At 68.5% G+C, this 18,663-nt stretch carries 19 protein-coding genes and 1 pseudogene; 13 read left to right on the forward strand and 7 right to left on the reverse strand.

All coding sequences use genetic code 11. The features are described 5' to 3' along the window. Position 1: 1 nt before the first annotated feature. Positions 2 to 1,015 carry a Flp pilus assembly protein CpaB gene (cpaB, locus tag PGN16_RS19305; protein WP_335310957.1) on the reverse strand — a complete coding sequence of 338 codons (1,014 nt, stop codon included), beginning with the start codon at positions 1,013 to 1,015 and terminating at the stop codon, positions 2 to 4. Positions 1,016 to 1,063: 48 nt separating this feature from the next. Further along, on the reverse strand, positions 1,064 to 1,540 hold the full coding sequence (locus PGN16_RS19310) for an A24 family peptidase (RefSeq protein ID WP_335310958.1): 477 nt from the start codon (positions 1,538 to 1,540) through the stop codon (positions 1,064 to 1,066). Positions 1,541 to 1,581: 41 nt separating this feature from the next. On the opposite strand from PGN16_RS19310, the gene PGN16_RS19315 reads away from it, so the two are divergent. After that, positions 1,582 to 2,529, forward strand: coding sequence for an alpha/beta hydrolase (locus PGN16_RS19315; RefSeq protein WP_335310959.1), 948 nt, complete (start codon positions 1,582 to 1,584; stop codon positions 2,527 to 2,529). Beyond that, positions 2,526 to 3,599, forward strand: a complete 1,074-nt coding sequence (locus tag PGN16_RS19320; protein ID WP_335310960.1) for an NAD(P)/FAD-dependent oxidoreductase — start codon at positions 2,526 to 2,528, stop codon at positions 3,597 to 3,599. Before PGN16_RS19315 ends, PGN16_RS19320 begins: the two co-directional genes overlap by 4 nt. Positions 3,600 to 3,609: 10 nt before the next feature. On the opposite strand, the gene PGN16_RS19325 is transcribed toward PGN16_RS19320, so the two are convergent. The 4 genes from PGN16_RS19325 to rpsF all read right to left on the reverse strand — a co-directional run bounded on the left by PGN16_RS19325 (position 3,610) and on the right by rpsF (position 5,464). Then, positions 3,610 to 4,005, reverse strand: coding sequence for a hypothetical protein (locus PGN16_RS19325; protein WP_335310961.1), 396 nt, complete (start codon positions 4,003 to 4,005; stop codon positions 3,610 to 3,612). A 203-nt stretch (positions 4,006 to 4,208) separates the two neighbouring features. Beyond that, complete coding sequence (gene rplI, locus PGN16_RS19330; protein ID WP_335310962.1) at positions 4,209 to 4,802, reverse strand: 50S ribosomal protein L9; 594 nt, start codon at positions 4,800 to 4,802, stop codon at positions 4,209 to 4,211. Between the two features lie 12 nt (positions 4,803 to 4,814). Next, positions 4,815 to 5,039 (reverse strand): 30S ribosomal protein S18, encoded by a 225-nt coding sequence (gene rpsR / locus PGN16_RS19335; protein WP_007403456.1) that lies wholly within the window; start codon positions 5,037 to 5,039, stop codon positions 4,815 to 4,817. Beyond that, complete coding sequence (gene rpsF / locus PGN16_RS19340) at positions 5,039 to 5,464, reverse strand: 30S ribosomal protein S6 (RefSeq protein ID WP_184504386.1); 426 nt, start codon at positions 5,462 to 5,464, stop codon at positions 5,039 to 5,041. The genes rpsR and rpsF overlap by 1 nt, the downstream gene beginning before the upstream one ends. A gap of 310 nt (positions 5,465 to 5,774) precedes the next feature. On the opposite strand from rpsF, the gene fabD reads away from it, so the two are divergent. From fabD to mltG, 6 genes are all read left to right on the forward strand, one after another. Next, the gene (gene fabD, locus PGN16_RS19345; RefSeq protein WP_335310963.1) at positions 5,775 to 6,734 is read left to right on the forward strand and encodes an ACP S-malonyltransferase; all 960 of its coding nucleotides are present in this window, start codon (positions 5,775 to 5,777) and stop codon (positions 6,732 to 6,734) included. 33 nt (positions 6,735 to 6,767) lie between these two features. Beyond that, positions 6,768 to 7,193, forward strand: a complete 426-nt coding sequence (locus tag PGN16_RS19350) for a GxxExxY protein (RefSeq protein WP_335310964.1) — start codon at positions 6,768 to 6,770, stop codon at positions 7,191 to 7,193. Positions 7,194 to 7,209: 16 nt separating this feature from the next. Next, entirely contained in the window at positions 7,210 to 7,953 is a 744-nt protein-coding gene (gene fabG, locus PGN16_RS19355; protein WP_335310965.1) for a 3-oxoacyl-[acyl-carrier-protein] reductase, read from the forward strand. Between the two features lie 109 nt (positions 7,954 to 8,062). Further along, positions 8,063 to 8,299, forward strand: coding sequence for an acyl carrier protein (locus PGN16_RS19360; RefSeq protein WP_028056834.1), 237 nt, complete (start codon positions 8,063 to 8,065; stop codon positions 8,297 to 8,299). A 165-nt stretch (positions 8,300 to 8,464) separates the two neighbouring features. Next, positions 8,465 to 9,721 (forward strand): beta-ketoacyl-ACP synthase II, encoded by a 1,257-nt coding sequence (gene fabF, locus PGN16_RS19365; protein WP_335310966.1) that lies wholly within the window; start codon positions 8,465 to 8,467, stop codon positions 9,719 to 9,721. A gap of 10 nt (positions 9,722 to 9,731) precedes the next feature. After that, on the forward strand, positions 9,732 to 10,700 hold the full coding sequence (gene mltG / locus PGN16_RS19370) for an endolytic transglycosylase MltG (RefSeq protein ID WP_335310967.1): 969 nt from the start codon (positions 9,732 to 9,734) through the stop codon (positions 10,698 to 10,700). Positions 10,701 to 10,942: 242 nt separating this feature from the next. Here mltG and PGN16_RS19375 read toward each other — a convergent pair whose 3' ends face one another. Continuing rightward, positions 10,943 to 12,469, reverse strand: a complete 1,527-nt coding sequence (locus tag PGN16_RS19375; RefSeq protein WP_335310968.1) for a DUF389 domain-containing protein — start codon at positions 12,467 to 12,469, stop codon at positions 10,943 to 10,945. A gap of 173 nt (positions 12,470 to 12,642) precedes the next feature. Between PGN16_RS19375 and PGN16_RS19380 the strand changes: the two are divergent. From PGN16_RS19380 to PGN16_RS19400, 5 genes and pseudogenes are all read left to right on the forward strand, one after another. Next, positions 12,643 to 13,914: pseudogene (locus tag PGN16_RS19380) on the forward strand (chloride channel protein). Positions 13,915 to 13,986: 72 nt separating this feature from the next. Then, entirely contained in the window at positions 13,987 to 14,892 is a 906-nt protein-coding gene (locus tag PGN16_RS19385; RefSeq protein ID WP_335310998.1) for a dihydrodipicolinate synthase family protein, read from the forward strand. Further along, positions 14,892 to 15,887 (forward strand): 4-hydroxyproline epimerase, encoded by a 996-nt coding sequence (locus PGN16_RS19390; protein ID WP_335310969.1) that lies wholly within the window; start codon positions 14,892 to 14,894, stop codon positions 15,885 to 15,887. The genes PGN16_RS19385 and PGN16_RS19390 overlap by 1 nt, the downstream gene beginning before the upstream one ends. Positions 15,888 to 15,984: 97 nt before the next feature. Beyond that, positions 15,985 to 17,421, forward strand: a complete 1,437-nt coding sequence (locus PGN16_RS19395) for an amino acid permease (protein WP_443019687.1) — start codon at positions 15,985 to 15,987, stop codon at positions 17,419 to 17,421. Next, positions 17,418 to 18,663: NAD(P)/FAD-dependent oxidoreductase (locus PGN16_RS19400; protein ID WP_335310970.1), on the forward strand; the 1,246-nt coding region annotated here is incomplete at its 3' end. The genes PGN16_RS19395 and PGN16_RS19400, both read left to right, overlap by 4 nt.

Raw genomic sequence — 18,663 nt, forward strand, 5'->3', positions numbered from 1 at the left:
CTCAGTTCTTTCCTGCGACGGAGACTTCGGTCACGGCATTGCCGCGGGCGATCCGCACCTTGGGGCCGGCGGCGATGGCGGTGGCGACGGGCGCGCCAGGGAGCGAGGGACCGGTGGGCTGCGTGTTCGCGCGGGGCGGCGCGGTGCGGCGCTGGAAGCGCGAGACGTCGGCACCGACCGCATAGGTGGTGTTGCCGGTCTGCGGCGTGTTCTCGAGGCGATCGAGCACCGCTTCCTCCCCCTTCGCGTCGTGCGTGTCGCCGACGCTGACGCTGCCCGACGCGATCGCACGATCGAGTTCGGAGGCGTTGTCGGCGATCGAGCGCAGCGACAGCGACAGCGTGCCGATCGTCTGCGCAACCGCGATCTGCTCGGCGATCTTCGGCGTCGCCTCGACGGTGATCGTCGAGAAGGTCTGGACGACGGTGTTCCCCTGATCGTCCTTCTGGTCCGTGGTGCGCTGATCGGTGGCGAGCACGCGCAGGTTGCGCATCACCGTCTCGCTGGCGCGCAGCGGCGGGCCGTCGCCCTCGACCGACTGGGTCAGGATCAGATCGATATGGTCGCCCGGGAAGACGAAGCCGGCGACGCTGGTCTGCGCCGACACCGGCACCGTCACCGCGCGCATCCCCGGCCCGAGCGCGGCCGCCAGGAAGCCGCGGTCGCCGGGCTTGACGAGCTGGCCCTGCGTCACCGGCTGTCCGGCGGTGATCGGCAGCCGGACGACCGTGCCGATCAGCTTGGACAGATCGGTGCCGCTGCGCATGTAATAAGCGTTCTCGACCAGCTCCTTCGGCCACGGCTGAAACTTCAGCGCGCTGGCGTCGAGAATCGTGCCGACCGGCAGCGCGCGGGTGGCGACCAGCACCTCCGGCCCGTCGATCTTCGGCGCGGCGACGCCCATGGCCGCGGCTTCGGGCGCGGGCGAGCCGACCAGCATCGAGCGTGCGGCAAACGCGGTGATCGCGGCGACCATCAGCGCTCCGACCAGCAGAATGAGCTTGCGACTGTCCATGAATGACCCTGTCCCCGCGCCGCACCGGCAGCGCCTGTGTGTCTGCGATTATTGGGTAAATTGGTTAAGGAGCGGTTCGCCAAGCGCGAGCAGACCGGCCAGAGCGATCGCGACGCCATACGGCACCTCGATCGCGCGATCGTCCCGCCGGACACGATGCTCGATCAGCATCGCCAGCGTCAGCGCGCCGCCGATCACCGACATCACCAGCAGCATGTCGAGCAGGTGCAGCGGCGCGAGCCACAGCGACAGCGCACCGATCAGCTTGACGTCGCCACCGCCCATCTGCCCGAGCGCGAACGCGCCGACGAACACGGCGAAGACGAGCAGGGCGACCCCGAATTGCACCGCCATGCCCGGCCATGGATCCAGCCCGATCGCCAACCACCAGAGCGGGGCAAGCAGTGCGATCGCCGCATTCTTCCAATTGGCGATCTCGCGCGAGCGGACGTCCTGGATTCCCGCCGACAACAGCAGCGCTCCCATCAGCGCGGGCAACAGCCATGTGAGAAATCCCCAGCTCATGCCGCATGGCGCTAGACGGAATGGTTTGAGAAAACGTAACCATGCCCGCGATGCCGACGATGATCGATACCGCCGCGGTGCGCCGCGCCCTGCCGGCCGACGCGCGCCTGTCGTTCGATGTCGCCGCCGACGGCTGGCGACTGCGGCGCTTTGCCCGAGCGGGAGCCGGGCGCGGGGCGCTGATGTTTCAGGGCGGGCGCGGCGACATGATCGAAAAGTATCTGGAGGCCTTTTCCGATTGGCACGCGCGCGGCTGGTCGGTGACCGCGTTCGATTGGCGCGGGCAGGGCGGGTCGGGGCGGCTGTGCCCGAACCCGCATGTTGGCCATTGCAGCGACTTCACGCCGTTGATCGACGATCTGGCCGAGGTCTGGCGACGCTGGACCGCGGAGCAGGACGGCCCGCATGTGATCGTCGGGCATTCGATGGGCGCCTATATGGTGCTGCGCGCATTGCTCGACGACGCGATCCGCGCCGATGCGGTGGTGCTGGTGGCGCCGATGCTCGGTCTGCGCTCGCCCGTCGGATCGTGGTTGGGGGCGCGGGTGGCGCGGGCGATGCTGCGGCTCGGTGACCCGACGCGGGCGGCATGGAAGAGCCATGAGCGACCGGGAATGTTGCCACGCCAGCGTTTGTTGACGGCGGATGCCGCACGCTATGCGGACGAGGAATGGTGGCTGACCGCGCAGCCCGACCTGCGGCTCGGCCCGCCGAGTTGGGCATGGTTGGCCGAGGCGTTCGCGGCGACCGCGCGGCTGCGGACCGACCCCAAGCTGGCGACGCTGACGACACCGGTGTTGATGCTGGTTGCCGATAACGACCGGCTGGTCGACCCGCGCGCGGCGGCGCAGGTGGCGGTGCAGCTTCCGGACGCGACGCTGGTACGGTTCGGGCCGGACGCCGCGCACGAATTGCTGCGCGAGGCCGATCCCGTGCGGCAGCGCGCGATGGCGGAGATCGACGCCTTCCTCGATCGGCACGCGGCATGAGCTTCGACATCGCCATCGTCGGCGCAGGGATGGCCGGCGCGAGCCTCGCCGCGGCGATCGGCGATCGCGCGCGGGTGCTGCTGCTGGAGGGTGAAGAGCGGCCGGGTTATCACGCCACCGGGCGCTCGGCGGCCTTTTGGTCCGAAACCTATGGCGGCCCCGATATCCAGCCGTTGACCACCGCATCGGGGGCGGCATTGCAGGCGGGCGGCTATCTCGATCCGCTCGGCGCGGTGCATATCGGACGCGACGAGGATGCGGCGGCGATCGACGCACTGCTCGACGAGTTCGCCGCGACGCCGGTCGCCTTGGCAGGGATCGACCCGCGGCCGCTCATTCCCGGGCTGCGCCCGGAATGGACGCGGGGGGTGAGCGAGCCGACCTGCGCCTATATCGACGTCGCGCGGCTGCACGGCGACTATCTGGCGCAAGCGGCACGCAGCGGCACGACGCTGGTGAACGGCGCGCGGCTTGCGGCGGCGACGCGGCGCGACGGCAGGTGGCGTATCGAGACCGAGGACAAGCGCTCGTTCGACGCCGCGATCCTGGTCGATGCGGCGGGAGCATGGGCGGACGAGATCGCGATCCGCAGCGGCGTCGCGCCGATCGGCATCACGCCGTACCGCCGGACGATGGTGCAATTGCAGACCGACCCATCAGCCCCGTCGACACTGCCGTTCGTCATCGACGTGAGCGGGGGCTTCTATTTCAAACCGGAGGCCGGCGGTCGCCTGTGGCTGAGCCCGCATGACGAGCATCCGGTGGTGGCGCATGACGTCGCGGCGGAGGAGCTGGATGTCGCGATCGCCATCGACCGGTTCGAGCGGGCGGTCGACTGGCGCGTGGTGCGGGTGGAGCGGCGCTGGGCCGGGTTGCGGTCGTTCGCGCCGGACCGGTTGCCGGTCTATGGCATGGCCGAGCCCGGCTTCTTCTGGTTCGCGGGGCAGGGCGGGTTCGGTATCCAGACCGCGCCGGCCGCCGCACAGATCGGCGCGGCGCTGATCCTGGGGGAAGGGTCCGCGGGCGACATCGACCCCGAACGCTACGTGCCGCAGCGTTTCCGGGGCTGAGTGCGTCGGTTCAGCGGCGCTCTCGCTCCGGTACTGCGGGAACCTGTGCCAGCAAGGTGAGCAGGGTGGGGATGTCGCCGGTGATATAGGTGTCGGTCGGAACGCGCAGGCTGGAGCGCAGCGCCCTTCCCATGTTGCTCAATTGCTCCTGACGCTCCCGCTCCTTCGCCTGCACGATGTACTTCCTACGCTTCGACAATGATGCCGCGTTCGACGGAGCGGCGAGTGATGGAAGAACCTGCCGGTCGCGGTGGTGTTCCGGCGCCATCGCCTCAACTCGTCGCAACGGAGAGGCCGGTCGGCGGATCGAAATTCGTTCAGCGTGGCGCAACCTTTGGCCGCGGCAGCGATTGTGCAGCCATCGACGATAACGGCTCGCAAAGGTCGCCATGTTGAAGACGCTCACGCCCCTCGCTCTCGCGCTTCTGCCGCTCGTTGCGGTGGTCGGTGCTGTCTGGAACGTGCCCTGATCCCAAGGTTTGACGGCCCCCCGAAGGCACCGCCGTCCCCCCCCCCCCCCCCCCCCCCGAAGTGGCGGTGCCCCAAAGGAAAGGCCCGCCCGGAGCGATCCGGGCGGGCCTTTTTTCTTGCAGGCGATGCGTGGGGCGATCAGCCCTGCGCGTCGTCCGACTGCGCCTCGGCGGTCGCGCCCGGCTCGGCATTCGGATCGTAATCCTCGGTGAAGCCGCCCTGATCGCGGCCTTCCTCGAAGACCTGCTGCATGACGTCAACGCCGGCCGACTGCATCTCGGCCTCTTCGGGCGAGCGCGCGACGTTGACCTTGACGGTCACGGCGACTTCCGGGTGCAGCTGCACCTTGACGTCGTACAGGCCGATCGACTTGATCGGACGGTCCAGCACCACCTGGCTCTTGGTCACCTTGTGACCGTCGGCCACCAGCGCCTCGACCAGATCGCGCACCGCAACCGAGCCGTACAGCTGGCCGGTGTTCGACGACTGGCGGATCAGCGTGATCTGCGCGTCCTTGAACGAGCCCGCTTCCTTCTCGGCCTCGCCGCGACGGTTGGCGTTCTCGCTCTCGATGCGGGCGCGGTTCGCCTCGAACACCTTGCGGTTGGCTTCGTTGGCGCGCAGCGCCTTCTTGTTCGGCAGCAGGTAGTTACGGGCGAACCCGTCCTTGACCTTCACCACGTCGCCGATGCCGCCGAGCTTCTCGACGCGCTCAAGCAGGATGATATCCATCTGCTCTTCTCCTTACTTCACGACGTAGGGCAGCAGGCCCAGGTGGCGGGCGCGCTTGATCGCCTGCGCCAGCTCGCGCTGCTTCTTGGCGCTCACCGAAGTGATGCGCGACGGAACGATCTTGCCACGCTCGGACACGAAGCCCTGGAGCAGACGGACGTCCTTATAGTCGATCCGGGGCGCATCCTTGGCGCTGAACGGGCACGACTTGCGGCGGCGGAAAAACGGACGCGCCATTATGCGGCCTCCTCTTCACGGTCACGACGGGGGCCACGATCGCCGCGGTCACCACGCTCGCCACGGCCGCCTTCGCGGTCGCTGCGGCGCTCACGGTCGCGCTCCTGCTTGCGCATCATCACGGTCGGGCCTTCTTCATGGCCGTCGACGCGGACGGTCATGTAGCGGATCACGTCCTCGTTGATGCTGGTCTGACGCTCCAGCTCGGCGACGGTGTCGCCCGGTGCGTCGATCTCGAGCATCACGTAGTGCGCCTTGCGGTTCTTCGCGATGCGATAGGCGAGCGAGCGCAGGCCCCAGGTCTCGGTCTTGACGACCTTGCCGCCACGTTCCTCGACGATCTTGGTGGCGGTTTCCGCCAGCGTGTCCACCTGCGCCTGTGCCAGATCCTGGCGCGCAAGGAACACATGCTCGTACAGAGCCATGCATGTACCTTCATGTTGGCCGATCGCTGACGTGCGCCCCATGCGCAACGCCCCTCCGGCTGTCGTTCCAATGGCAAAGGGCGGCAAGGGTGATTCCCTTCCGCCCGACGCCGTCGCGCTATGACGGCAAATCGCGTCCGGCGCAACCGAATGTTGAGGCGCGAATGTTGCGAATGTTGAGACGATCGCGCGTTGGATTCAACGTTCGGGACTTGTGGCATCCCTATGCCAGAAAGCGCGCCGAATCGCCAGTGGTTGACCCGATGCGGGCGCGCGGCCTAGCAGCGCGGCCTTCATACGGAGACACATCATGCGTGCGTTCATCTTTCCGGGTCAGGGCAGCCAGGCGGTCGGCATGGGCGTGGCGCTGGCCGATGCCTCGGCGGTGGCGCGCGAGGTGTTCGGCGAGGTCGACGAGGCGCTGGGGCAGAATCTGCGCCGGCTGATGGCGGAAGGTCCGGCCGACGAACTGACGCTGACCGAGAATGCGCAGCCCGCCATCATGGCCAATGCGATCGCGACGCTGCGCGTGCTGACCCGCGAGGGCAACGTGCGGCTGTCCGAGAAGGCCGATTATGTCGCCGGCCACTCGCTGGGGGAATATAGCGCGCTGTGCGCGGCGGAGACGTTCGATCTGGGCACCACCGCGCGGCTGCTCAAAACGCGCGGGCGGGCGATGCAGGCGGCGGTGCCGGTCGGTGAAGGCGCGATGGCGGCGTTGCTCGGCGCGGACGTCGAGAAGGCGCAGGCGATCGCGGGCGCAGCGGTCGATCTGCTCCTGACCGAGACCGGCGAGACGTTGGTGTGCACGGTCGCCAACGACAACGATCCGTCGCAGGTGGTGATCTCCGGGCATCGCGTCGCGGTGGAGCGGGCGGTGGCGCTCGCCAAGGAAATGGGCGCGAAGCGCGCGGTGCTGTTGCCGGTGTCGGCGCCGTTCCACTGCGCGCTGATGGAGGATGCGGCGCGGGCGATGGAGGGGGCGCTGGCCGAGGCCGATCTGCGCGCGCCGCTGGTGCCGGTGTTCGCCAACGTCGACGCCGCGGCGGTGGCCGATCCGGGGGCGATCCGGCGGCTGTTGGTAGAGCAGGTGACGGGGCGCGTGCGGTGGCGCGAGTCGGTGCTGGCGATGGTCGAGGCGGGGGTGACCGAGTTCGTCGAATTCGGCGGCAAGGTGCTGGCCCCAATGGTCAAGCGCATCGCGCCGGATGTCGAGGCGGTGAGCGTGGTGTCGATGGACGATATCGAGGCGGTGTTGAAGAAGTTTTGATCTCGCGCAGAGACGCGGAGGCGCAGAGAGGTGGTGGCTCGCGATATTGACCGCATCAGCGGCGACGTGGTCGATGTCGCGATCAGGTTGCATCGTGACCTCGGGCCGGGGTTGCTTGAGGGCGTCTATGAAACGGTGTTGGCGGCCAAGCTCGCCCGCATGGGCTACACGGTGCAAACACAGGTTCCGGTCACGATCCGCTTCGAAGATATGCGGTTCGAGAACGCGTTCCGCATCGATCTGCTGGTGGACGATCGACTGATCGTCGAGATCAAGTCCGTCGAGCGGCCGACGGCCGCTCATGCCAAGCAGTTGCTGACGTACCTGCGCCTCACCGATCGACGGGTTGGATTGCTTATCAATTTCGGCGGAGCCACCCTGAAGGAAGGCATTCGCCGACTGGTCAACAATCACCAACCCCTCTGCGCCTCCGCGTCTCTGCGCGAACAATCAATCTGAGCTACAGGAGTAACCAATGTTCGACCTTACAGGCATGACCGCGCTGGTGACCGGCGCTTCGGGGGGGATCGGGTCGGCGATCGCCAAGGGGCTCGCGGCGCAGGGCGCGCGGCTGGCGGTGTCGGGGTCGAACGTCGCCAAGCTGGAGGCGTTCCTCGGCGAGCTGGGCGGGGAGGGGCATGTCGCGGTCCCGTGCGATCTGTCGGATGCCGCCGCGGTCGACGCGCTGGTGCCGCAGGCGGTGGCGGCGCTGGGCGGGCGGATCGACGTGCTGGTCAACAATGCCGGCGTCACGCGCGACAATCTGGCGATGCGGATGAAGGACGACGAATGGGATCAGGTGATCCGCGTCAATCTCGAAGCGGCGTTCCGGCTGATCCGCGCCGCGGCCAAGCCGATGATGAAGCAGCGCTTCGGCCGGGTGATCTCGATCACCTCGGTCGTCGGGCAGACCGGCAATCCGGGGCAGGCGAATTATGCCGCGTCGAAGGCCGGGCTGGTCGGCATGTCGAAGGCGCTGGCGCAGGAACTGGCGAGCCGCAACATCACCGTCAATTGCGTCGCGCCCGGCTTCATCCGCTCGGCGATGACCGACGGTCTGCCCGAGGCGCAGAAAACGCAATTGACGGCGCGCATCCCGGCGGGCGATCTGGGGACGGGCGAGGACATCGCCGCCGCGGTCGTGTATCTGGCGTCCAAGGAGGCCGGTTACGTCACCGGGCAGACCATCCACGTCAACGGCGGGATGGCGATGGTTTGAGCCTTCCGCCCGGCAGGCACCGCACGCGCGGACTTGTCAGGCGGGTCGACGGGCTCTACCTGCGTTCAGGAAATTTAAATCACCCCCCCAAATCGAAAGAGGGAAAGTTATGAGCGAGACCGCCGACCGCGTGAAGAAGATCGTCGTCGAGCATCTCGGCGTCGAAGCCGACAAGGTGACCGAGGACGCCAGCTTCATCGACGATCTGGGCGCGGACAGCCTCGACATCGTCGAGCTGGTCATGGCGTTCGAGGAAGAATTCGGGGTGGAAATCCCGGACGACGCCGCCGAGAAGATCTCGACCGTCAAGGACGCGATCACCTATATCGACGAGCACAAGGGCTAAGGCCTTGATGCGCCGGGTGGCGGGGCGTTGCGCCCCTGCCGACGCCCGGTCGTCGAACAGATTTGAGCGGCTTCCCGTCCTTCGCTAGAGGATGGGGAGCCGTTTCGTTTATGAAGACCGCCGGATGCGTGGGAGAGGCGCAAGGGGCGGGAAGAAGGGAAGCCTATGCGTCGCGTCGTCGTCACCGGACTTGGTCTCGTCACCCCGCTCGGGGCGGATGTGGAAACCGCCTGGGCGAACCTGATCGCCGGGAAATCGGGCGCGGGTCCGATCACGCGCTTCGACACCACCGGGCAGAAGTGCCTGATCGCGTGCGAGGTGAAGCCGAAGGACCATGAGTTCGGTTTCGACCCCGACAAGCGCGTCGACCACAAGGTCCAGCGGCAGGTCGACCCGTTCATCGTCTATGGGATCGACGCCGCGGGGCAGGCGCTGGAAGACGCCGGGCTGACCGAGATGGACGAAGAGACGCGGATGCGCGCGGGCGTGTCGATCGGCTCGGGGATCGGCGGGCTGCCGGGGATCGAGATCGAGTCGGTCAATTTGCACGAGCGCGGTCCGGGCCGCGTGAGCCCGCATTTCGTCCACGGTCGCCTCATCAACCTGATTTCGGGGCAGGTTTCGATCAAATACGGCTTGATGGGGCCGAATCACGCGGTGGTCACCGCCTGTTCGACCGGTGCGCATTCGATCGGCGACGCGGCGCGGATGATCCGCGACGACGACGCCGACATCATGCTGGCGGGCGGTGCGGAGAGCACGGTCAACCCGCTCGGCGTCGCCGGCTTCGCGCAGGCGCGCGCGCTCAACACCAGCATGAACGATCGCCCCGAACAGGCCAGCCGTCCGTACGACAAGGATCGCGACGGCTTCGTGATGGGCGAGGGCGCGGGCGTGATCGTGCTCGAGGAATATGAGCACGCCAAGGCGCGCGGCGCGAAAATCTATGCCGAGGTGGTCGGTTACGGCCTGTCGGGCGACGCCTATCACGTCACCGCGCCACACCCCGAGGGCAAGGGCGCGGAGCTGGCGATGCGGATGGCGCTGCGCAAGGCGGGGATGACCCCGGCCGACATCGACTATATCAACGCGCACGGCACCTCCACGATGGCCGACACGATCGAACTGGCGGCGGCGAAGCGCGTGTTCGGCGACGATCTGTCGGGGGCGTCGATGTCGAGCACCAAGTCGGCGATCGGGCATCTGCTGGGCGGCGCGGGCGCGGTAGAGAGCATCTTCTGCATCCTCGCGCTGCGCGACCAGATCGTGCCGCCGACGCTCAACCTCGACAATCCCGACGAGGGCACCGAGGGCGTCGATCTGGTGCCGCATCATGCCAAGAAGCGCGAGGTGCGCGCGGTGCTGAACAATTCGTTCGGCTTCGGCGGCACCAATGCGTCGCTGGTGATGAAGGCGCTCTGAGGCTCGACCCATGCGCAGGCTCGGCTGCTTCGCTCTTGTCGCCGGCCTGCTGCTGATCGCGGCCGGCTTCTGGGTCGGATATGGCTGGAAGGGCGCGGGGCCGTTGCCGCGCGCCGCCAATGTCGAGATCGCCGAAGGATCGAGCCTCGCCGCCGCGGCACGGACGCTGGAGAAGGCCGGGGTGATCGGCTCGGCCGGCCGCTTCCGGTTGCAGGCGCGCATCTTCGGGTCGGGCGCGCCGATCAAGGCGGGTGAATATGCCTTCCCCGAGCACGCCAGCGCGGCGCAGGTGCTCGCGATCCTGCAGGGCGGAAAGGCGGTGCAGCGGCTGGTGGTGGTGCCGGAGGGGCTGCCGTCGGTGATGGTGCGCGACGCGCTGATGAAGGCGGAAACGCTGACCGGCGACGTCAAGGTGCCCGCCGAAGGCTCGGTGCTGCCCGACGGTTATGCGTTCGAGCGCGGGGAGCCGCGCGCGGCGGTGCTGGCGCGGATGCAGGCGGCGATGACGAAATATCTCGCCGCGGCGTGGAAGACGCGCAAGCCGGGCGCGGTGGTCACGACGCCCGCGCAGGCGATCATCCTCGCGTCGATCGTCGAGAAGGAAACCGCCAAGCCGGAGGAGCGGCGGACGGTCGCCGCGGTCTATGGCAACCGCCTGCGGCTCGGGATGCCGTTGCAGGCCGATCCGACCGTGATCTATCCGATTACCAAGGGGCGGCCGCTGGGACGGCGCATCCGCCAGTCGGAGCTGCGCGCCAAGAACGGATATAACACCTATGCCTCGCCGGGACTGCCGGTCGGGCCGATCGCCAATCCGGGACGGCTGTCGATCGACGCGGTGCTCGACCCGGCGCAGACCAAGGCGCTGTATTTCGTCGCGGACGGCAGCGGCGGGCACGTCTTCGCCGACACGCTGGCCGAGCATAATGCGAATGTGAAGAAGTGGTATGCGATCCGCCACGCGCGCGGGGAGATGTAGGCGGCGGAGCGCTCTTTGACCGAAGATCGATTGGGTCGGGGGCGTCGAGAAGGCCCGCGGGCCTTGTGTTTCTTCGTCAGGGCGAGCGCTTCGCCAGGCTTGCGATGACGGACGTTCAGAGTGTGATGACCTCGGGTTGATCCGTCATTGCGGGCGTCGCGAAGCAATCCGGAGCCTGATCAGGACGCCCTGGATTGCTTCGCTACGCTCGCAATGACGGATCAAGTGGACGTCGTCACGCTCTAGGGCGCGGCAGACGGCTCGGGAGCCGAGCCTGTCGGCGGCGTGGTCGCGGGCTGCCAGATTGCGCGCAGGCGGCCGGTAGCGGGGCCGGGTTCCGCTCGTGCGCCGCGGGCGATCAGGCCCTCGGTCACCGCTCGGCGCTGCGCCGTGGTGCCGCCTTCGATCGACAGCGCGCGATCGAGGCGGATCGCGCCCCATGCCAGCGCGTCCAGCGTGGCGACGTCGATCACGCCCTGATCGACCGTGATCGCGGGCAGCGGGGTGTCGGCGGGCGGGGCAAGCAGGATGCGCCATTGCGTCAGCAGGCGATCGGCGCGCGCCTCCAGCGCGCGATAGCCGGTCAACCCCAGTCCGGGCAGCGGCGCGGCGGTGACCCGCAACGTGCGGTCGCCCGCGTCGATCGCCACCGCATTCTGTGCAACCCCGGCGATGAGCGCGAGATCGGCCGCCGCGCGGTCGCGATTATCGCTCGGCCCATTGTCGCGGGGGGTGGTGGCGCGTGCGATCTGCGCGGCCTCGACCCCGCTGGCATCGGGGGAGACGCGCAACTGATCGACGTGCAGGTCGATCGGACGCTGGAGCCGCGCGCGCAGGTCGGCGATCAGCACGCGATCGGCCTGCGGGTCGAGCGTCGGGGTCAGCACGACGGCGCGGACGCGGATCGGATCGCGGGCATAATCGATGTCGAGCTGCCCGAGCCGCGCCGCATCGGGAAAGCGATCGCGGATCGTATCGCGGACCTGCCGCTGCGCGACCGCCTCGAAGGCGATCTGGCGCAGGGCGGCGCCGAGCGGTAGCGACAGCAGCCCGACCGCCCCGACGAACAAGGCAAGCTGCCACCCGGTATGGTGCCGCGACAGATGGCTGCCGAATCCATAGAGGCGCGCGACCAGCGCCGCGGTGAGCGCGATGGTGACCGCGTTGGTGGTGAACAGCAGCAGCGCGCCCGCGAAGACCGTCCAGTTGCGGGTCGCGATCCCGAAGCCGACGACGGCGAGCGGCGGCATCAATGCGATCGCGATCGCCACGCCGACGACCGTGCCGCCCCGCCCGCGGATCAGCGCATAGGCACCCGCCACCGCGGAGAGCAGGGCGACGAGCAGGTCAAACAGCGTCGGACGGGTGCGCCCGGCGATTTCGCTGGTGATGGTCTGGATCGGCGAGAGCGCGACGAACACCACCGACAGCGCGATCGCGATCGCCGCGCCCGCGAGCAGCGCGGTGGCGCTGCGCCGCATCGCGACGGTATCGAAGGTGGCGATGCCGAAGCCGAGCCCGATGATCGGCATCATCAGGGGCGAGAGCAGCATCGCGCCGATCAGCACCGCGACCGAGGGCATGAGCAGTCCCAGCAACGAGATCGCCGCCGAGATGACGATCAGAAAGGCATAGCGCCCCGACCAGCCGGAGTCGCCCGCGATCTGGCGAAGCACCGCGTCGTGATCCACCCCGCCCGTCACCCACAGCGACCACCAGCGCTGCAATTTGTGCCGCCGCGCGGAAGGCGCTTGAGCGAGCGTCGTCATTCCCTGTCCCGCCAAATCGCCATCGTCCGAGTCGTTACACCTTTGTAGCGATGGAACGGTCGGCGCGGCGGCGGGGTCCCTGCTGGCCATTTGGCGGCGCGCGCGTGTAAGGCGACGGTATGGCGGAGCAATCTTCATCGCGCGGCGGGCTCTTTGGCTGGACGCCGGCGCGGATGCGGGCCTTGCGCCGGTCGCAGCGCCCGCGCGCGCGGCGGCTGCGGGCGCGGCTCGCGATCCTGATGGGCGCGGTGGCGATCGGGCTGGCGGCGACCGTCTTCGCGCTGGCGGCGGATGCGTGCGGCGAATTGTTCGCGGGGCTGGCAAAACAGCATCGCTGGGTGCCGTTGCTGACGACGCCGCTGACCTTCGGGGCGTTGGTGTGGTTGACGCGGCGATATGTCCCGCTGGCGCGCGGATCGGGCATTCCGCAGGTGATGGCGGCGCAGGCCGATCCCGAGGCGGCGACACGCTCGCTGGTGTCGCTTCCCACCGTCATCGGCAAAACCGTGCTGACGCTGGCCGCGGTGCTGGCAGGTGCATCGGTGGGGCGCGAGGGGCCGACGGTGCAGATCGCCGCCGCGATCATGGGGCTGACGCACCGTATCCTACGCGTGCCGCTGCGCGCGGGCGTGCTGATCGCGGGCGGCGCGGCGGGAGTGGCGGCGGCCTTCAACACGCCGCTGGCTGGTTTGCTGTTCGCGATCGAGGAACTCGCCTCCGCCTATGAGCAGAAGGTGACGCTGCTGGTGGTGGGCGCGATCGTGATCGCGGGAATGGTCGCGCAGTCGGTGCAGGGCGATTACGTCTATTTCGGGCTGGTCGGCGCACATATGCCGATCGGATCGGCGTTGGTGGTCGCGGGGGTCGCCGGGCTGGTCGGCGGCCTTTCGGGCGGCGCGTTCGCGCGCGTGATGCTGGCGCTGGTGAATGGCGCGCATCCGTTGGCGGCATGGAGCAAGCACCGCCCGGTCTGGTTCGCGATCGGCTGCGGCGTGGTGGTCGCGGCGCTGGGATGCGGAACCGGGCTGACCTGGGGCACCGGCTATGGCGCGGCGCGGGCGATGATCGGCGGGGTCGACGCGCCGCTGTGGTTCGGGCCGGCCAAGCTGCTGGCGACGCTTGCAACCGCGATCGCCGGATTGCCGGGCGGGATCTTCGCGCCATCGCTGGCGGTGGGAGCGGGGATCGGCAATCTGCTGCGCCCGATCTTCGCCGGCTCACCCGCCTCGGCGGTCGTGATCCTCGGCATGGTCGGCTATTTCACCGGGGTGGTGCGCGCACCCTTGACGGCGGTCATCATCCTGGCCGAGACCACCGGCAGCCGCTGACTGATGCTGCCGATGTTCGCCACCGCCTTTGTCGCCGATGGCGCCAGCCAGTTCATTTGTCGTGAGAAACTATATCACGGCCTGGCGCGGACGTTTGCAGTGCACCTGCACAATTAGCTTGGAGAACCTGACCTTATATCGTATACGAACATCATTGTTCAGGAGGATGATGTGGTTTCAGGTTCGAGCATGTGGACGGGCGTCTATCCCGCAGCGACGACGCAGTTCGCGGCTGATGGTTCGGTCGATATCGATGCGACGCAGCGCGGTCTGGTGGCGCTGGTCGAAGACGGCGTGGACGGGCTGATCCTGCTCGGTACCTGTGGCGAGAACAACTCGCTAGACGTCGAAGAGAAGCATGCGGTGCTGCGGGCGGGCGTCGAGGCGGTTGGCGGCCGCGTGCCGCTGGTATGCGGCGTGTCGGAATTCACGACGCGTCGCGCTGCGGCGTTTGCGAAGGAAGTCGAGGAGATCGGCATCGACGCACTGATGCTGCTGCCGGCAATGGTCTATGTCCCGACGCCGAACGAGCTGGCGACGCACTTCCGCACCGTCGCCGAGGCGACCGGGCTGCCGATCATGCTCTACAACAACCCCCCGGCATATCGCGTCTCGGTCGATTTCAACACGCTGGAGCTGCTGGAGCCGGTCAAGAACATCGTCGCGGTCAAGGAAAGCGCACCCGATCCGCGCCGCTTCACCGACGTCATCAACCGTTTCGGCGACCGTTATGTCGTGATGGCGGGGCTGGACGACGTTGCGCTGGAGGGCATGTTGCTCGGCGCGACCGGCTGGGTTTCGGGGCTGACCAGCGCCTTCCCGCAGGAATCGGTCGCGCTGATCGCGGCAGTCTATCGTGGCGACTGGGAAGAGGCGCGGCGCATCTACCGCTGGTTCATGCCGCTGCTCCACCTGGATGCCGAGCATGATCTGGTCCAGTCGATCAAGCTGGCCGAAGAGATCATGGGCCGCGGGTCGGAGCGCGTGCGTCTGCCGCGTCTGCCGCTGGAAGGCGCACGCCGCGCCGAGGTGATCGCGATGGTCGAGAAGTGCGCGGCGACGCGGCCGGTCCTCAAGGAAGCAGTCGCGGCCTGATGCGCCACACGTTCTTCTGCATCGACGGCCACACGGCGGGCAATCCCGTCCGTCTGGTGGCCGGCGGCGCTCCGCTGCTGCGGGGCGCCAGCATGGCGGAGCGACGGCAGGATTTCCTGGCGCGGTTCGACTGGATCCGCACCGGCCTGTGCTTCGAGCCGCGCGGGCACGACATGATGTCGGGCGGGTTCCTCTACCCGCCATGCGGCGATGCGGATGCGGCGATCCTGTTCATCGAAACGTCCGGGTGCCTGCCGATGTGCGGGCACGGGACGATCGGGATGATCACCTTCGGGCTGGAGAACGGCCTGATCACCCCGCGCGAGCCCGGGCGGCTGCGCGTCGAGGTGCCCGCCGGGGTCATCGACATCGAGTATGTCGCGGAGGGCAACCGGGTTCGCTCGGTGAAGATCCGCAACGTGCCCGCCTATCTCGCGACGCAGGGATTGAAGATCGACGTGCCGGGGTTCGGCGCGCTGTCGATCGATGTCGCATATGGCGGCAATTACTACGCGATCATCGAGCCGCAGGGCGCGTACACCGGGCTCGACGATCTCGGCGCGGCGCGGATCGTCGAGTTGAGCCGGACGATCCGCGAGCTGGTGCGCGCGGTCTATGAGCCGGTCCATCCGCTCGAGCCGACGATCCGCGGGGTCAGCCATGTGCTGTGGGCCGACAAGCCGAAGGGCGAGGGCGCGGATGGGCGCAACGCGGTGTTCTACGGCGAGCGCGCGATCGACCGCAGCCCGTGCGGGACCGGCACCTCGGCGCGGCTGGCGCATCTGGCGGCGACCGGGCGGCTGAAGGTCGGCGACCGCTTCGTGCATGAGAGCTATATCGGCAGCCGCTTCATCGGGCGGGTCGAGGCGGAGACGGTGATCGGCGAGCAGGCCGCGATCGTGCCGTCGATCGAAGGCTCGGCGATCGCGACCGGGTTCAACACGATCTGGATCGACCGCGAGGATCCGTTCTGGAGCGGGTTCACGGTGGTTTGAACAACCTTGCCGTCATTGCGAGCGAAGCGAAGCAATCCAGAGTCCGGCGCGTGACGCCCTGGATTGCTTCGCTTCGCTCGCAATGGCGGCTTGATAGATGACAAAACGGGAGGGGCATGTGGCACGAGGGATATTGGGGCCGCGGAAGCCGCTCGATGCGCGGGAAGCCGATCCGGACCGCAAGCTGCGCAAGACGCTGAGCTGGCCGCATCTGATCGCGCTTGGGATCGGCGCGATCGTCGGCACCGGCATCTACACGCTGACCGGAGTCGGCGCGGACCGGGCGGGGCCGGCGGTGATCCTGTCGTTCGCGATCGCCGGCGCGGTCTGTGCCTGTGCCGCATTGGCGTATGCGGAGATGGCGACGCTGATCCCGACCGCGGGCAGCGCCTATACCTATACCTATTCGGTGATCGGCGAGAGCATCGCGTGGATCGTCGGATGGAGCCTGATCCTCGAATATTCGCTGGCCTGTTCGACGGTGGCGGTCGGCTGGTCGGCCTATCTGGTCGGCTGGTTGCAGAGCGCGGGCGTGCATTTGCCCGCGGTGCTGCTGTCCGGGCCGCATGGCGGGGGGATCGTCAATCTGCCGGCGGTGCTGGTCGCGCTGGGGATCGCGGGAATGCTGGTCGCCGGGACCAAGGAGAGCGCAACGTTCAACATCGTGTTGGTCGCGATCAAGATGGTCGCGCTGGGCGTGTTCGTCGTCGTCGCGCTGCCGGCGTTCAACGGCGGCAATTTCGAGCCGTTCATGCCCTATGGCTTCGGCAGCCATGTCGAGGGCGGCGCGACGCGCGGGGTGATGGCGGCGGCGGCGATCGTGTTCTTCGCCTTTTACGGCTTCGACGCGGTCGCGACTTCGGCAGAGGAGGCGCGCAATCCCGGGCGCGACCTGACGATCGGGATCGTCGGATCGATGGCGGCGTGCACCGCCATCTATATGGGCGTCGCGGTCGCGGCGATCGGCGCGGTGAGCTATATCGATCTTGGCAAATCGGCCGAGCCGCTCGCCTATGTGCTGCGCACGCTTCAGCATCCGTTCGCGGCGTGGGCGATCGGGCTGGCGGCGCTGATCGCGCTGCCCTCGGTGATCCTTGTCATGATGTACGGGCAGAGCCGCATCTTCTTCGTGATGTCGCGCGACGGGCTGCTGCCGCGATCCCTGAGCCGCGTGTCGGCGCGGACCGGCTCGCCCGCGCTGGTGACGATGGTGACCGGCGTGTTCGTCGCAGCGGTGGCGGGGTTCTTCCGGCTCGACGAGATCGCCGAACTGGCGAACGCAGGGACGCTGCTGGCGTTCATCGCGGTGGCGGCGTGCATGATGGTGCTGCGCAAGCGTGCGCCCGAGCTGAAGCGCGTGTTCCGCTGTCCGGCGCCGATGCTGGTCGGGACGCTGGCGATCCTCGGCTGCATCTATTTGCTGGTCAGCCTGCCGACGCATACGCTGGAGCGGTTCGCCTTGTGGAACGTGCTCGGCGTCGTCTTCTATCTCGCCTACGGCCGCACGCGTAGTCTGGTGCGGGCGCAGGCATGATCCGCTCGACGATCGTCGTCGGGGACGGGGTGGTGGCGCTCAATGTCGCGCTGGCGCTCCAGCGGCGCGGCACGCAGGTGACGATCGTCGCCCCCGATGCCCCGTGGCGCGGCGCGTCGTGGGGCAATGCCGGGCATATCGCGGTCGAGCAGGTCGAGCCGCTCGCGTCGCTGGCGACGGTGAAGAGCGTGCCGAAGCGGCTGTTCTCGCGCGGCGGGGCGCTGGCATTGCCGGCGCGTGCGATCCGGCGCTGGCTGCCGTTCACGGTACGGCTGTTGCGCGCCAGCACGCCGGCGCGGTTCGCGCGCGGGAAGACCGCATTGTCGGCGATGCTCGCCACCGCGATCCCGGCGTGGCAGCGCGTCCTGGCGGAGGCGGGAGCGCCCGAGCTGTTGCGGCTCGACGGGCATTTCATCGTCTGGGAGACACCGGAAAGCGCGGCGCAGGGCCGCGCTTCGTGGCTGGCGGCGGACACGGGCGGGGCGACGGTGCGCGACGTGACCGCAGAGGAATTCGCGCGGCTGCGCACGCTGACGACCGCGCCGATCGCGGGGGCGGTGCGCGTCGAGGGCAGCGGGCAGATCACCGACACGGGCGCGCTGGGCGCGACGCTGGCCGCGCGCTTTGCCGCGCAGGGCGGCGCACGGGTCTATGGCCGCGCGCGGTCGATCGCGGCGGCTGCCGATGGCGCGACCGTGACGCTGGAAGATGGCAGCCACTGGGACGCGGATGTCGTGGTGGTCGCGGCGGGTGCCGCATCCGCGCCGCTGGTTGAGTCGCAGGGACTGCGTGCCCCGCTGATCGCCGAGCGCGGCTATCATATCGAGGGGGAGCCCGGCGACTGGCCCGCCGATCAGCCGCCGGTGGTGTTCGAGGACCGCTCGATGATCGTCACCCGCTTCGCCGGACGGCTGCGCGCGGCGAGCATCGTCGAGTTCGCGGCGGTCGAAACCCCCGCCGATCCGCGCAAATGGGCGCGGGCTGCGCGCGCATGTGGCGGCGCTGGGGCTGCCGCTGCGCGATCCGATCGAACCGTGGATGGGCGCCCGGCCGACGTTGCCCGACTATCTGCCCGCGATCGGGCGCAAGGGCGCGATCGCCTATGCGTTCGGCCACCAGCATCTGGGGCTGACGCTGTCGGCGACCACGGGCGAGGCGCTGGCGGCGTCGCTACTGGGCGAGGTGCCGGCTTACGATCTTTCCCCGTTCGATCTGTCGCGGTTCGGGTAATCCGCGCCGGCT

It is taken from the genome of Sphingomonas phyllosphaerae, from assembly GCF_036946485.1.
GTDB lineage: Bacteria > Pseudomonadota > Alphaproteobacteria > Sphingomonadales > Sphingomonadaceae > Sphingomonas > Sphingomonas phyllosphaerae_E.